A 15,230-nucleotide genomic window follows, 5' to 3' on the forward strand; every position below is an offset into this window, starting at 1 on the left:
TATTTTGAAGAATATCCAGGAAGATATAAAGACGGGCAATTTTAAACAGGCGTATTTGCTGTATGGTGAGGAAGCTTACCTGAAACAGCAGTATAAACATAAACTGGTGCAGGCGCTGAATCCAGAAGATGACACCATGAATTTTAATCATTATGAGGGTCGGAACATTGATGTGAAGGAACTGATCGACCTTTGTGAGACCATGCCTTTTTTTGCAGACCGTAGGGTGGTTTTGTTGGAAGATACCGGCTTTTTTAAGAATAAATGTGATGAACTGGCTGATTATATGAAAGAACTGCCAGACTATCTTTGCCTTATTTTTGTAGAAAATGAGGTAGATAAAAGAAACCGTATGTATAAAGCCGTAAAGGCAGCAGGTAGAATCGGAGAATTTGTGCAGCAGGATGAGAAAACGCTAATGCGCTGGGCTGCCGGGCTTTTGAAAAAAGAAGGCAAGATGATCACCCAGCGGGATATGGAACTCCTTCTTACCATGACTGGCGTGGACATGGGAAACCTGCGGATGGAACTGGAAAAGATAATTTCCTATACCGGTGACCGGGATGTGGTAACGGGAGAGGATATTCAGCAGGTTTGTACCACTCAGACCCAGAATAAGATTTTTGATATGGTCCGGGCAGTAACGGAGAAAAATCAGAAGAGAGCATTGGATCTGTATTATGATCTTCTCACGCTGAAGGAGCCCCCGATGAGAATTCTTTTTCTTTTGGCGAAACAGTTTCGCCAGCTGCTTCTGGTAAAAGAATATGCAGAAGAAGGAATCCCTCAGCCGGTGATGGCATCAAGACTGGGAGTGCCGTCTTTTGTGGTGAAAAATATTGCAGTCTGTGCAAGATCCTATAGAATCAGTGAACTTCGTCAGGCAGTGACGGATTTTGTGGATGCAGAGGAAGCTGTGAAGACAGGCAGATTGCAGGATGTGCTTAGTGTGGAATTACTGATCGTGAAGTATAGTTCAGCCAGAAGATGACGTTTTGGTGTAGGCTATGATGTTTGCAAAAATAGGCAGTGGGCTGAACAGGAATGCAAAAAAATACAGAAAAAAGGCAGTCGATGACGGTTCGACTGCCTTAATTTTCACTTATAAGCTTATAACTAAAAATTCAGATATCTATTAGCCAATGCTGTTAACGGCTTTGGATAAACGGGAAACTTTTCTTGCGCAGTTGTTTTTGTGATAAACACCTTTGGAAGTTGCTTTGCTGATTGTAGAGATAGCCTCTTTTAATGCAACCTCTGCTGCTGCCTTATCGTTGTTTGCTACTGCCGCGTCAACTTTTCTGATGGAAGTCTTAACAGCAGAACGGATGGATTTGTTTCTCGCAGCTTTTGTTCTGTTAACTAAAATTCTCTTTTTTGCAGATTTGATGTTAGCCAATTCGTACACCTCCAATTCGTGAATGATGATTAATTTTTTGCATCATAAGAACAGACACGGGCGTTCCTATGAACATGCTTATATAGTTTATAATAATTACCTTGGATTGTCAATACATATTTTTACAAAAATGCTTGACATACATATTTTTACAAAAATGCTTGACATACATATTTTTGCAAAAAAGTGGGGAGATTATATAAAAATCGAAAGGTGTGGCTGTGAAAGGTATGAATTGCAATGAGAAATACATTTTGCACATAGAAAACAGCAGGGCGGAGCCGGTGATATGGGAGAATTTGGGAAAGTATGGAGGAACTGATATGCTGGGAACTTATAAGATCAGAACCGATTTGGCGGTAGAGGCAAGAGAACGCTTTACAGAGGACAATGTAGAAGTGCGCGGGGTGGAGGTTCAGGAAGATTATAATGAGGAAAAAGACATTCGAACCACTGTGGTGAAAATAACCACGGAAAATGGTGCCAGGGCGATGGGGAGGCCTCAGGGGACATATATTACAATTGAATCGGAAGGGCTTTCAGCGCCAGATGAGGACTATCACAGGGAAGTGTCTGAAGAACTTTCCAGACATTTACGCCAGCTGATCGGTCTGGAAAAGGAAAAGTCCGTGCTTATTGTTGGGCTTGGAAATCCGGGTATTACGGCGGATTCATTGGGACCGGAAGTAATTGGGAATCTTCATATGACACGCCATCTGATCCGCGAGTATGGACTGAAAAGTACAGAAAAGCAGATTCTTCATGCAATCAGCGGAATTGTTCCAGGAGTAATGGGGCAGACTGGAATGGAAACTTCGGAAATCGTGGAGGGCGTGGTGGAAATAACACGGCCAGATGTAGTGATCGCTGTGGATGCTCTTGCCGCAAGAAATACCAGGCGCCTTAATCGGACCATTCAAATCACGGATACAGGAATTACTCCGGGATCAGGGGTGGGAAACCACAGAAATGGTCTTACAGAAGAAAATCTGAATGTAAAAGTGATTGGGATCGGAGTGCCTACGGTGGTGGATGCGGCGACTATTGTTCATGATTCTATGGCTCATTTGCTTGAGACACTGGACGAGGCCGAACAGAAAGAATTTTTGGAAGAAATGATTTCCCCACATCTTCATGGAATGTTTGTGACGCCGAAAGATGTGGACGAGACCATAAAATATCTGAGTTTTACGATTTCAGAAGGATTAAATATGACTTTTGCAGAGATCTATTAGAGCGTGTTTGAAAAAGGCTTTCTGCAAGATGTGCGTCACAATTTGTGGGAGATTTTGCCTAGATGAGGGCATCGTAGCGGGCTACGGCAACCGAATTCGGGTGAAATCTTCAGCAAAGTGGGCGTGCAGATTGCGGGAATGATTTTTCAAACACGCTCTGGCGCATGAAGCTGATGTAAAGGTGGTGAGCTGTGGAAAAATACTGAAAATATGGAAAGTTAGCCTAAAAAAAGAAACATACGGAGGAAAAATCTGTCATAGGATAACCTTAAAGAGGTGATTTCGTGACAAAAGTCCAGAAGGTTTTCTGCGTGTTTCTTTGTCTGTGTTTTTTTGCGGTTCTGGCTATGCTGCCAGGACCTTTTTCCATGCGGGAAATTGTGCATAATGTGTACAGGCAGTTTCCGTTCTATTATTTTACAGAGGAAAAAGCACAGGAAACCTGGATGGAAATGGATGGGGAAACTCTGGCTGAGATTGAGAAGAGAAATGGAGCATATTTAGAAGAAGTTGCAGAGAATGAGCGTAATTTGCGAGAGGAAAATGCAAAGAAATCCAAGGAAGCCAATCTGGAAAAAAACAGCAGTGTTTCTGAGGAAAGTAAAAAAATAAATAATACAGATAAAATAGAAAATAAAGATAACTCTGAGATGTCAGAAATCATAGAAAATAGTGAAAATCACTTAAATTCAGAAACTCAGCCTGCAAATACCCTTCCTCAGTCTAACATCGTTCTCCCGCATCCAATTCTGGATCTGTCCAGAGACAAGCTGTCGGATTACGATTATCTAATGAACAATTTTTACATTGTAGATGAGAACACAGATGCATCTGCCGTAAAAATAAATGCTGCTGAATTTCTGGCAGAGGATTTTTCCTTGAGTCATGGACCGTTGGAGCCGCAGATTCTTATTTATCACAGTCACTCCCAGGAAACGTTTTCCGATTCCAGGGAAGGAGAAGAGGAAGATACGATTGTGGGTGTTGGAAATTATCTGACCAGTTTGCTGTCAGAAAAATATGGTTATCAGGTGATCCATATAAAAGAAGCTTTTGATATGATGAGCGGAGAACTGGATCGGAATAAGGCCTATAATTATGCTTGTGATTACGTGGAAAAGGTTTTGGAAGAAAATCCGTCTGTGGAGGTGGTTATTGATCTGCACAGAGATGGCATCGATGAAGACAGACGGCTGGTAACTGAAATAAACGGAAAAGATACTGCGCAGATTCTTTTTTATAATGGCCTTAGCTACACGAATGACCAGGGGAAGGTTTCTTATTTGCCAAATCCTTACATACAGGACAATCTTGCTTTTTCTTTTCAGCTGGAATATCAGGCGGCGTTGTATTATCCTGATTTTTACAGAGGGATTTACCTGGCGGGCTTGCGCTACAATCTTCATTTACGAAAAAGAGCCCTGCTTCTGGAAGCCGGTGCCCAGACAAATACGGTGCAGGAAGTAAAAAACGCCATGGAACCCTTTGCAGACATTTTGAACAGAGTGTTAAAGGGCTGCGGAACAGGATAAAAATAATATAATTTATCCCGTCAAGAATGTTACTGTGAACGGAGTGAACAGGAACCATATAAAAGGAAGTGACAAACAGATTTAATCTGTGCTATAATCTCTTGATAGAATAAACAGTAAAGCATAACCAGAGGAGGAATGTCTGGAATGACAGACCAGAGTAAAATTCGAAATTTTTGTATTATTGCACATATTGACCACGGTAAATCTACACTGGCCGACAGAATTATAGAGATGACAGGACTTTTGACTGAGAGGGAAATGCAGGCCCAGGTTCTGGATAATATGGAACTGGAGAGAGAACGTGGAATTACCATCAAATCCCAGGCTGTCCGCACGGTATATCATGGAAAAGATGGAGAAGAGTATATTTTCAATCTGATCGATACACCTGGACATGTGGATTTTAACTATGAAGTTTCACGAAGCCTTGCAGCCTGCGACGGTGCCATCCTTGTAGTTGACGCTGCACAGGGAATTGAAGCGCAGACGCTGGCAAATGTTTATATGGCACTGGATCATGATCTTGAGGTTATTCCAGTAATCAATAAGGTTGATCTTCCAAGTGCAGAGCCAGAGCGTGTTATCAATGAAATTGAGGATGTGATTGGACTTGAAGCCCAGGACGCACCGCAGATTTCTGCAAAAACAGGTCTGAATGTAGATCAGGTTCTGGAGCAGGTAGTGGCTAAGATCCCGGCACCTGCAGGAAATCCGGATGCACCGCTGAAGGCGCTTATTTTTGACTCCATTTATGATTCTTATAAGGGTGCCATTGTTTTCTGCCGAATGGTAGATGGAAAAGTCCGCAAAGGCACAACCATCCGTATGATGGCCACTGGATTTGTGGCAGAAGTTGTGGAAGTTGGGTATTTTGGAGCTGGGCAGTTTATTCCATGTGAGGAACTGACAGCTGGAATGGTAGGTTATATTACCGCCAGCATTAAGAACGTAAGAGACACTCGTGTTGGTGATACTATTACGGACAATAACCGTCCATGTGAGGAGGCTTTGCCTGGATATAAGAAAGTAAATCCAATGGTTTACTGCGGCCTTTATCCGGCTGACGGAGCGAAATACGGGGATCTTCGTGATGCTTTGGAGAAACTGCAGTTAAATGACGCCTCTTTATTCTATGAGCCGGAGACATCTGTTGCTCTTGGATTTGGTTTCCGCTGCGGATTTCTTGGATTGCTTCATCTGGAAATCATTCAGGAACGTCTGGAACGTGAATATGACCTGGATCTTGTTACTACAGCTCCAAGCGTTATTTACAAAGTACACAAGACAAACGGCGAAGTGATTGATCTGACAAATCCGACCAATCTTCCAGATCCATCTGAGATCGAATATATGGAAGAGCCAATCGTGAATGCTGAGATTATGGTAACTACAGAATTTATCGGTGCCATTATGGATCTTTGCCAGGAGCGCCGTGGTCAGTATCTTGGCATGGAATATATGGAAGAGACACGAGCTCTTCTGAAATATAAGCTTCCATTGAATGAGATTATTTACGATTTCTTTGATGCCCTGAAATCTCGTTCCAGAGGATATGCGTCTCTGGATTACGAACTTTGTGGTTATGAGAGAAGTGAGCTTGTGAAACTGGATATTCTGGTAAATAAAGAAGAAGTGGATGCCCTTTCTTTTATTGTGCATGCAGATACTTCTTATGAAAGAGGCCGCAAGATGTGCGAGAAGCTGAAAGATGAGATTCCGCGTCAGCTCTTTGAAATTCCAATCCAGGCCGCAATCGGAAGCAAAATCATTGCCAGAGAGACGGTTAAGGCTATGCGTAAAGATGTTCTTGCCAAGTGCTACGGCGGTGATATTTCTCGTAAGAAGAAACTTCTGGAAAAACAGAAGGAAGGTAAGAAGAGAATGCGCCAGGTTGGAAACGTAGAGATTCCGCAGAAAGCATTTATGAGCGTACTGAAACTGGATGAAAATTAATTGTTGTCAATCCTGTGGTGAAAAGCAACAAATAAAGGTGTCTGAGTGTGACTGATTGACATAAGATATATGCCAGCTGGCATCAGACGCGGAGGTATCCGATGAAAGCTAAGATACGTATTTTGATAAGAAGAATAAAGAGAAGTTATAAAAAAGACAGGGAACAGTGGATCAAGGGCGGGATTTTGACAGTGATCCTGCTGGTGATCGTAATTTTTGCAGGCAGCTGTGCATGTGGGAAGAAAACGGTGAAAGCACCAGACGCAGAGTCGCAGGGCGTAATGAAGATCACGCCGATCCCTACAGCAACACCTACGCCGGTACCTCGCCAGGTAAATAAAGATGCGGTAGCGCAAAGCGGAAGCGTGACTATGGTGAATGAGTATCTGGTTCAAAAAGAAGAGGGAAAGGCTGCAGGCAGCAGTAAGAGCGGCTCTTCAGAAGAGCAGACTGCTGCAGATTCGTCTGACAGCGGCAGTGATGCTACTGGAAATTCAACAGATGAAGAAACTGAGACCGGTAGTGGAGATTAATTTTACAGAAACAGCATTGTAAACAGAAGAAAATAAACAATGTGGAGAAAATCAGAATGGGAACAAAGAAGAATGGTTTGGAATTGTACCTTCACATCCCGTTTTGCATAAAGAAATGTGATTATTGTGACTTCCTGTCAGGTCCCTCTACCAGGGCCGGGCAGGAAGCTTATATTTATGCACTTTTACGGGAAATGGAGACGGTTTCAAAGAATCTGAAAAAACGTCCGGTAGATACAGTTTTCATTGGCGGGGGAACACCTTCTGTGCCGGAATGTGATGTAATGGAAAAGCTTTTACAGGGGCTGAGAGATTATTTTTTGTTTTCGGCGGATGCGGAGGTAACGATTGAAGCAAATCCTGGAACATTGACGCCTGAGAAACTTTCTATTTACAGAAAATACGGAATTAACCGGATCAGCATTGGCTTACAGTCGCCAAACAATAAGGAACTGGCTATGCTTGGAAGAATTCATAATTATGCACAGTTTCTGGAAAGCTTTCAGATGGCAAGAGAGGCTGGCTTTTCCAATATAAATGTGGATCTGATGTTTGCCATTCCGGGACAGTGTTATGAAGGTTGGATAGAGAACCTTCGGATGGTGGCGGCACTTGGCCCGGAGCACATTTCGGCATACAGTCTTATTATTGAAGAGGGCACCCCTTTTTCCAGAAAAAAGCTGGATTTGCCTGATGAAGATACGGAGTACCGCATGTATGAAGATGTTGCTGTAGTTCTGAAAGAGTATGGCTATCATCAGTATGAGATTTCCAACTATGCAAAAGCAGGGTGTGAATGCAGACATAATGAAGGATACTGGCAGAGAAAGGATTATCTGGGGCTTGGGCTTGGAGCGGCTTCCTTATTGGGAAAGGAACGTTTTTCCAATACTTCCGATATGCAGGAATATCTGAAAAACAGCAGTGCACCAGAAAAAATTCGAAAAAACAGGGAACTTCTTACAAGAGAAGATGAGATGGCAGAGTTTATGTTTCTTGGACTTCGTATGACACAGGGTGTGTCCAAAAAGGAATTTCAGGAGTATTTCGGCACTGTAATAGAGAATATATATGGAGAAGTTCTGAAAAAATATAAGAAACAGGGACTGCTGTTGGAAGAAAGCGGCAGGATATTTTTATCAAGAGAAGGCGTTCATGTGAGTAATGCAGTGATGGCAGATTTTTTGCTGTAAGTTTTGGTGAAAAAAGAATTTAGAAATGGTTGACGAACAAATGTTCTTGTGATATTCTTGAAGAACACATTAAGAAATGTCTGAGCCGGAGGATTCCGGATCAGATCAGGATACAGGGAGTTACAGCCGGTGCTTTCCGGTTAAGAAATGGAGGAACAGATGGCAGCAGAGAATAAGAAACAGTTTATCAGAATCAGAGGAGCCAATGAGAATAACCTGAAGAATCTCAGTGTGGATATTCCCAGAGATAAGTTTGTAGTTCTTACCGGCTTAAGCGGATCAGGAAAGTCTTCACTGGCATTTGATACGATCTATGCAGAAGGGCAGAGAAGATATATGGAATCTCTGTCTTCCTATGCCAGACAGTTCCTTGGCCAGATGGAGAAGCCAGATGTGGAGAGCATAGAGGGACTTCCACCGGCTATTTCTATTGACCAGAAGTCTACTAACCGCAATCCCAGATCCACAGTAGGAACGGTGACAGAAATTTATGATTATTTCCGTCTTTTATACGCCCGTGTTGGTATTCCACATTGTCCGAAATGCGGCAAGGTGATCGCCAAGCAGACAGTAGACCAGATGGTGGATCAGATTATGGAATTGCCGGAGCGCACCAAGATCCAGCTTCTTGCACCGGTAGTACGAGGACGCAAGGGTACCCATGCGAAATTACTGGATCAGGCCAGACGCAGCGGTTATGTACGTGCGGAAATCGATGGAAATGTGTATGAACTTTCTGAGGAGATTACCCTGGATAAGAATATTAAACATACGATTGCCATTATTGTAGACCGTCTGATCGTGAAGCCTGGAATTGAGAAAAGACTTACAGATTCTCTTGAGACAGTATTGAATCTGGCTGACGGATTGGCTGTGGTGGATACAATGGACGGAGATTATATGAATTTCAGCCAGAGCTTTTCCTGTCCGGATTGTGGAGTCAGTATTGATGAGATCGAGCCAAGAAGTTTTTCATTTAATAACCCATTTGGGGCCTGCCCGGAGTGTCTTGGCCTTGGTTATAAGATGGAATTTGACCCGGATCTTATGATCCCGGATAAGTCTCTGAGCATTTCTGAAGGGGCTATTGTAGTGATGGGCTGGCAGTCTTGCACAGATAAGAGCAGTTTTACCAATGCTATTCTGAATGCCCTTTGCAGGGAATACGGTTTTGATCTGGATACACCTTTTAAAGATTATCCCAAGAAGATACAGGATATTATTCTATACGGCACAGGCGGACATTCTGTGAAGGTTTATTATAAGGGACAGCGCGGAGAGGGTGTTTATGATGTGGCTTTTCCAGGCCTTATAAGGAATGTGGAACAGCGCTATAAAGAGACTGGCTCTGAATCTATGAAACAGGAATACGAGAGCTTTATGCAGATCACTCCATGTAAAGCATGTAAGGGTCAGCGACTGAAGAAGGAGTCACTTGCGGTTACGGTAGCGGATAAGAATATTTATGAAATTACCAATATGTCCATTGATAAACTGAAGAGATTTCTGGCAGAAATGCAGCTGTCTCCGCAGCAGCAGCTTATTGGAAAGCAGATACTAAAGGAGATCAGAGCCAGAGTGGGGTTCCTGGCAGATGTAGGTCTGGAGTACCTTTCCCTGGCACGTGCCACTGGTACTCTGTCTGGCGGAGAGGCACAGAGAATCCGTCTTGCTACCCAGATCGGTTCCGGCCTTGTCGGGGTTGCCTATATTCTGGATGAGCCAAGTATTGGTCTGCATCAGAGGGATAATGATAAACTTCTTGGTGCTTTGATGCACTTAAGAGACCTGGGAAACAGTCTTATAGTGGTTGAACATGATGAGGATACCATGCGCGCAGCGGACTGTATTGTAGATATCGGACCCGGCGCAGGAGAACATGGTGGACAGCTTGTTGGAATGGGCACTGCTGAGGAACTTATGCAGAATCCGAAGTCCATTACAGGAGCATATCTCAGCGGAAAACTGAAAATCCCGGTTCCGGAAGTACGAAAGGAACCTACCGGTTATCTGACTGTTAAGGGGGCGGCAGAGAATAATCTCAAACATATAGACGTGGATATTCCTCTTGGAATTATGACCTGCATTACAGGTGTTTCCGGGTCAGGAAAGAGTTCTCTGATCAATGAAATCCTTTACAAACATCTTGCAAGGGATCTGAACAGGGCCCGCGTGATCCCGGGAAAGCATGATGAAATTATTGGAATAGACCAGTTGGATAAGGTAATTGCCATTGACCAGTCTCCAATTGGCCGTACACCAAGATCTAATCCTGCTACTTATACAGGCGTGTTTGACCAGATCAGAGATCTTTTTGCTGCTACAGCAGATGCCAAGGCAAAGGGGTATAAGAAAGGGCGCTTCAGCTTTAATGTAAAAGGCGGACGCTGTGAAGCCTGCAGTGGTGATGGTATTATTAAAATTGAAATGCACTTCCTGCCAGATGTTTATGTCCCTTGTGAAGTTTGCAAGGGTAAGCGCTATAATCGGGAAACTCTGGAAGTGAAGTATAAGGATAAGAGCATCTACGATGTACTGAATATGACAGTTGAGGAGGCAATGACGTTCTTTGAGAACGTTCCATCCATCAGAAGGAAGATAGAGACCTTATATGATGTCGGTCTTTCTTATATTCGTCTCGGACAGCCTTCCACCACTCTTTCCGGCGGAGAAGCACAGCGTATTAAGCTGGCTGCAGAGCTGAGTAAGCGCAGTACAGGTAAGACTATTTATATTCTGGATGAGCCTACCACCGGATTGCATTTTGCAGATGTTCAGAAACTGGTGGAGATTTTGCGTCGACTTTCGGATGGTGGAAATACGGTTGTTGTAATTGAACACAATCTGGACGTGATCAAGACCGCTGATTATATAATTGATATCGGACCGGAAGGCGGAGATGGCGGGGGAACAGTTGTTGCCAAGGGAACACCTGAAGAAGTGGCGAAGAATCCAGCTTCTTATACAGGACGTTATGTTGCGAAATATTTGAAGTGATTCTGATAATAAACCTCTTTCCAATTGAAGCATTTTTGTTTATAATGGTACGAAGACTATTAATTATGAAAAATCTATGAGACAATTATAAAGTCACATCTGCAGAATGTGGTGTTTATGATTACAGTTCGGAATGTGAATGGTAATCATTTACGGCACAATTCTTGCAGAGAAAGTGTGATAAAGTGTTTTGAGAGAAAGGGGAATTTAATGCCTGCCAGTGATATTGGAATTGACCTGGGAACCAGAAACAGTCAGGTATATTCCACTGGACGGGGGCTGGTAGTCAGTGAGCCGTCTGTAGTGGTTTATGATAAGAACTCAGAGAAAATAAAAGCAATCGGTGAGGAAGCCAGACAGATGACCGGACATGTTTCATCAAATATGGAAGTAATCCGGCCAATCCGCCAGGGAGTGATCGTAGATTATACGGTTATGGAGAAGATGCTGAAGTATTTCATTTCCAAGGCAATGGGTCGCCATGCTTTTCGAAAGCCTAGAATCAGTATCTGTATCCCCAGCGGAACCACAGAGATTGAAAGAAAGGCAGTAGAGGAAGCTACTTATCAGGCCGGAGCAAGGGAAGTGTTTCTTGTGGAAGAGCCGATTGCAGCTGCAATTGGTGCCGGAGTAGATGTGACGAAGCCTTTTGGTAATCTGATCGTGGATATAGGAGGCGGAACCACTGATGTTGCCGTGATTTCCATGGCTGGCTCTGTTGTGTCTGCTTCCGTAAAGGTTGCCGGAGATAATTTCGACCAGGCAATCATGAGCTATGTGAGAAAAAATCACAGCCTTTTTATTGGGGAAGAGGCCGCTGAGAACATAAAAATAAAAATCGGAACTGCCTGCCAGGAAGCATCTCCGCGGATGCTGGAGGTAAAAGGCAGAAATGTGATCACCGGACTTCCCAAGGTTGTAACTCTGACTTCAGAAGAAATCCGTATTGCATTGAGGGATGCTACCAATCAGATTGTGGAGACTGTGCACGGAGTGCTTGAGAAAACTCCGCCGGAACTGGCTGCAGATATTGTAGACAGAGGAATTGTTCTCACAGGTGGCGGAGCATTGCTCCATGGAATGGACACCCTCATTGAGCAGAAGACCGGCGTAAGCACTCTGACTGTGCAGGATGCTATGTCTGCGGTTGTGGTGGGAACCGGTAAATATGCGGAAGTAATTACCAGGATGGAAGAATAATCTGATTGCTTTGAAAAGCGTAAACAGTAACATATAATTTGGCTATTCTGTTTTGCAAAAGATAAAATATTATGTAAACTATAATGAAAAGGGTACTGCGTTCTAGAGCGTGTTTGAAAAAGGCTTTCTGCAAAGTGGGGCGTGCAGATTGCGGGAATACTTCTTCAAACACATTCTAGCAGTGCCCTTTGGTTAGTGCTGGCGGCAGGAGAAGAACAAATGAGTGAGAAAGTTACAGGCTATATAGATCATGTCATATTCCGTAATGATGAAAATGGATATACAGTTATGGTTCTTAAGACCGCGGATTCAGAGGAAGAGCTGACTTGTGTAGGAACATTTCCTGACGTTACACAGGGTGTGACCATTGAAGCTGAGGGACAGTTTTCCCAGCATCATATATACGGCAGACAATTTAATATCCAGTCTTATGCGGAAAAGGCACCAGAGGACACCCAGGCTATGGAACGTTATCTGGGTTCCGGAGCGATTAAAGGGGTAGGTGCAGCACTTGCTGCCAGAATTGTGCGGTGTTTTGGCGAGGATACCCTTAGAATAGTGGAAGAAGAACCGGAAAGGCTGGCGGAAGTCAAGGGAATCAGTGAGAAGAAAGCCAGAGAGATTGCAGTACAGGTGACTGAGAAGGCAGATATGCGAAAAGCCATGATGTTTCTGCAGAAATATGGCATTTCCCTGAATCTTGGAGCAAAGATATATCAGAAATATGGTCAGTCCGTATACAGTGTGCTTCAGGAGAATCCCTATCGTCTGGCAGATGATATCTCGGGAGTTGGCTTTAAAATTGCAGACACCATTGCGTCACGTATTGGTATACATGCAGATTCAGATTACAGGATCCGCAGCGGTATGATGTATACTCTTCTCCAAGCTTCAGGGGAAGGACATGTATATCTTCCGAAGGACGAACTGTTTGACAGAGCTTCCCAGCTGCTTCAGGTAGATGTTTCTTATATGGAGAAACATCTGATGGATATGGCAATTGACCGGAATGTTGTTTTAAAAGAGAATGACAGAGAGGTACTGGTTTATCCAAGCCAGTATTACCGCTTGGAACTGAATACAGCAAGAATGCTCACTGAATTAAATATCCGTTATCCACAGAATGAGCAGATGATGGAGCGAAGAATTGCCCAGATTGAGAAAGAAACAGGTACTGTTTTGGAGGAAATGCAGAAGAAGGCTGTTGTAGAGGCTGCTGGAAATGGCCTTTTTGTACTTACAGGAGGACCAGGTACCGGTAAAACTACCACGATCAATGCAATTATTCGTTTTTTCGAGGGCGAAGGCGCAACTCTTCGTCTGGCAGCACCTACAGGACGCGCAGCCAAGCGAATGACAGAAGCTACAGGTTATGAAGCACAGACAATACATCGGCTTCTGGAATTGAACGGTGTGCCGGATGAGGATGGCAGAGAGTCTCAGGGTGTTCATTTTGAACGGAATGCAGAGAATCCGCTGGATACAGATGTAATCATTATTGATGAGATGTCTATGGTGGATATTTTTCTTATGCATTCACTGCTTCTTGCGGTGACTGCGGGAACCAGGATCATTCTGGTAGGAGATGAGAACCAGCTGCCAAGTGTAGGTCCTGGAAATGTGCTGCGGGATATTATTCAAAGCGGCGTTTTTCCAGTAGTAGAACTGAAGAAAATTTTCAGGCAGGCCTCTCACAGTGATATTGTAGTAAATGCACACAAGATCCATAACGGAGAGCAGGTTTCCCTTGATAACAAAAGCCGCGATTTCTTTTTCCTGAAGAGATATGATGCCGATATTATTATCCGCGTGGTCATCGCACTGATTCAGGAGAAACTGCCGAAGTATGTGGATGCAAGACCTTTTGAAATACAGGTTCTGACTCCAATGCGAAAGGGGCTTCTGGGCGTAGAGAGGATGAACCAGATCTTACAGAGATACCTGAATCCACCAGAATCAGGTAAAAAAGAGAAAGAAATTGGAGAACGGCTTTTCCGTGAGGGAGACAAGGTTATGCAGATTCGGAACAACTATCAGCTGGAATGGGAAGTCCGGGGGAAATACGGAATTCCTGTAGAAGAAGGGGTGGGCGTATTTAATGGAGATACTGGCATTCTGAAGGAAATCAATGAATTTGCAGAGACTGCCACTGTGGAATTTGAGGATGGACGTTTCGCTGACTATTCTTTTAAGCAGCTGGAAGAATTGGAACTTGCCTATGCTATAACCATACATAAATCCCAGGGCTCAGAATATCCGGCAGTTATTCTGCCGCTCCTTTCCGGCCCCAAGATGCTGATGAACCGCAATCTTTTGTATACAGGTGTTACAAGAGCCAGGAAATGTGTTACTGTAGTTGGAAGTGAGGAGACTTTCGGGGAGATGATCCGCAATGAGAAGCAGCAGAAACGTTACAGCTCTCTTTGGGCAAGGATACAGGAACTTTCTGGATCTGTTGTATCCAAGACGGTGTCCTCTGTGTCACAGGATTCTTAGGAACAGCCATCAGTTGATCTGTCTGGACTGTGCCGGAGATTTAAGACCTGTATCGGGGCCACGGTGTTACAAATGCGGAAAACCGGTAAATGGAGATGAAGAATACTGCAGGGACTGCGGCGCCCATCCAGGCGCTTTTGACCAGGGACGCGGGATTTTTCTCTATGATGACCGGATGAGATACTCTATAATGAAATATAAATATTTTGGTTGTCAGGAATACAGCCGCTTTTATGGAAAAGCATTGTATATCTACGGAAAAGATATGCTTGCATTATGGAAGCCGCAGATAATCATTCCGGTTCCGCTTCATAGAAGAAAGCAGCGCATAAGAGGGTTTAATCAAGCTGAACTTCTGGCGAAAGAACTGTCCCGTTATGCTGGGATTCCTGTAGATACTGCTATTCTAAAAAAGTGCCATGCTACCCGATCACAGAAAAAACTGGATGCGGCTGAAAGAAAGAAGAATCTTCAAAAAGCTTTTCAGGTTGTAGGAAATCCTGCAGGAATGCGTATCTTGCTTATTGATGATGTATATACTACTGGAAGTACCATGGATGTGCTGGCAAAGCTTCTGCTGGAAAAGGGAGCATCCCATGTATATTTTCTCACGCTGTGTATTGGAAACAACAGGTAAAAAAATGCTTTTCATGGCATGGGATATATGATACAATCATCCTGTATGAGTA

The 15,230-nt window shown here is 43.7% G+C and carries 11 protein-coding genes and 2 pseudogenes; 11 read left to right on the forward strand and 2 right to left on the reverse strand.

What is annotated here, in order from left to right; genetic code table 11:
- Nucleotides 1–4 precede the first annotated feature (4 nt).
- A complete protein-coding gene (holA, locus tag AB5706_RS08820; protein WP_148461738.1) occupies nucleotides 5–991 on the forward strand; it encodes a DNA polymerase III subunit delta in 987 nt (328 codons plus the stop codon).
- 144 nt (nucleotides 992–1,135) lie between these two features.
- Here the strand turns inward: holA and rpsT are convergent, their stop codons facing one another.
- On the reverse strand, nucleotides 1,136–1,399 hold the full coding sequence (rpsT, locus tag AB5706_RS08825; protein ID WP_330382769.1) for a 30S ribosomal protein S20: 264 nt from the start codon (nucleotides 1,397–1,399) through the stop codon (nucleotides 1,136–1,138).
- 323 nt (nucleotides 1,400–1,722) lie between these two features.
- Between rpsT and gpr the strand changes: the two genes are divergently transcribed.
- Nucleotides 1,723–2,634: a GPR endopeptidase gene (gene gpr, locus AB5706_RS08830; RefSeq protein WP_118579888.1), complete on the forward strand. Its 912-nt coding sequence runs from the start codon at nucleotides 1,723–1,725 to the stop codon at nucleotides 2,632–2,634.
- Here the strand turns inward: gpr and AB5706_RS08835 are convergent.
- Nucleotides 2,588–2,686 (reverse strand): annotated as a pseudogene (locus AB5706_RS08835) (DUF6783 domain-containing protein); the annotation flags it as partial. The gene gpr and the pseudogene AB5706_RS08835 sit on opposite strands and share 47 nt — an antisense overlap.
- Between AB5706_RS08835 and AB5706_RS08840 the strand changes: the two are divergent.
- From AB5706_RS08840 to AB5706_RS08880, 9 genes and pseudogenes are all read left to right on the forward strand, one after another.
- Nucleotides 2,642–2,802 (forward strand): annotated as a pseudogene (locus AB5706_RS08840) (DUF6783 domain-containing protein). The pseudogenes AB5706_RS08835 and AB5706_RS08840 sit on opposite strands and share 45 nt — an antisense overlap.
- 116 nt (nucleotides 2,803–2,918) lie before the next feature.
- A complete protein-coding gene (locus tag AB5706_RS08845) occupies nucleotides 2,919–4,166 on the forward strand; it encodes a stage II sporulation protein P (RefSeq protein WP_226840970.1) in 1,248 nt (415 codons plus the stop codon).
- Nucleotides 4,167–4,313: 147 nt separating this feature from the next.
- Nucleotides 4,314–6,122 (forward strand): translation elongation factor 4, encoded by a 1,809-nt coding sequence (gene lepA, locus AB5706_RS08850; RefSeq protein ID WP_330382770.1) that lies wholly within the window; start codon nucleotides 4,314–4,316, stop codon nucleotides 6,120–6,122.
- A 101-nt stretch (nucleotides 6,123–6,223) separates the two neighbouring features.
- Nucleotides 6,224–6,655, forward strand: coding sequence for a hypothetical protein (locus AB5706_RS08855; protein ID WP_148461736.1), 432 nt, complete (start codon nucleotides 6,224–6,226; stop codon nucleotides 6,653–6,655).
- Between the two features lie 56 nt (nucleotides 6,656–6,711).
- On the forward strand, nucleotides 6,712–7,848 hold the full coding sequence (gene hemW / locus AB5706_RS08860; protein WP_148461735.1) for a radical SAM family heme chaperone HemW: 1,137 nt from the start codon (nucleotides 6,712–6,714) through the stop codon (nucleotides 7,846–7,848).
- 159 nt (nucleotides 7,849–8,007) lie between these two features.
- Complete coding sequence (uvrA, locus tag AB5706_RS08865) at nucleotides 8,008–10,845, forward strand: excinuclease ABC subunit UvrA (RefSeq protein ID WP_173716153.1); 2,838 nt, start codon at nucleotides 8,008–8,010, stop codon at nucleotides 10,843–10,845.
- A gap of 210 nt (nucleotides 10,846–11,055) precedes the next feature.
- Complete coding sequence (mreB, locus tag AB5706_RS08870; protein ID WP_148461733.1) at nucleotides 11,056–12,045, forward strand: rod shape-determining protein; 990 nt, start codon at nucleotides 11,056–11,058, stop codon at nucleotides 12,043–12,045.
- Between the two features lie 219 nt (nucleotides 12,046–12,264).
- A complete protein-coding gene (recD2, locus tag AB5706_RS08875; protein WP_173734905.1) occupies nucleotides 12,265–14,541 on the forward strand; it encodes an SF1B family DNA helicase RecD2 in 2,277 nt (758 codons plus the stop codon).
- A complete protein-coding gene (locus AB5706_RS08880; protein ID WP_118579695.1) occupies nucleotides 14,438–15,178 on the forward strand; it encodes a ComF family protein in 741 nt (246 codons plus the stop codon). The genes recD2 and AB5706_RS08880 overlap by 104 nt, the downstream gene beginning before the upstream one ends.
- Nucleotides 15,179–15,230: the final 52 nt, after the last annotated feature.

Source organism: Ruminococcus sp. RTP21484sp1_RTP21277st1_D2_RTP21277_210401, assembly GCF_040924225.1.
Classification (GTDB): domain Bacteria; phylum Bacillota; class Clostridia; order Lachnospirales; family Lachnospiraceae; genus Blautia_A; species Blautia_A faecis.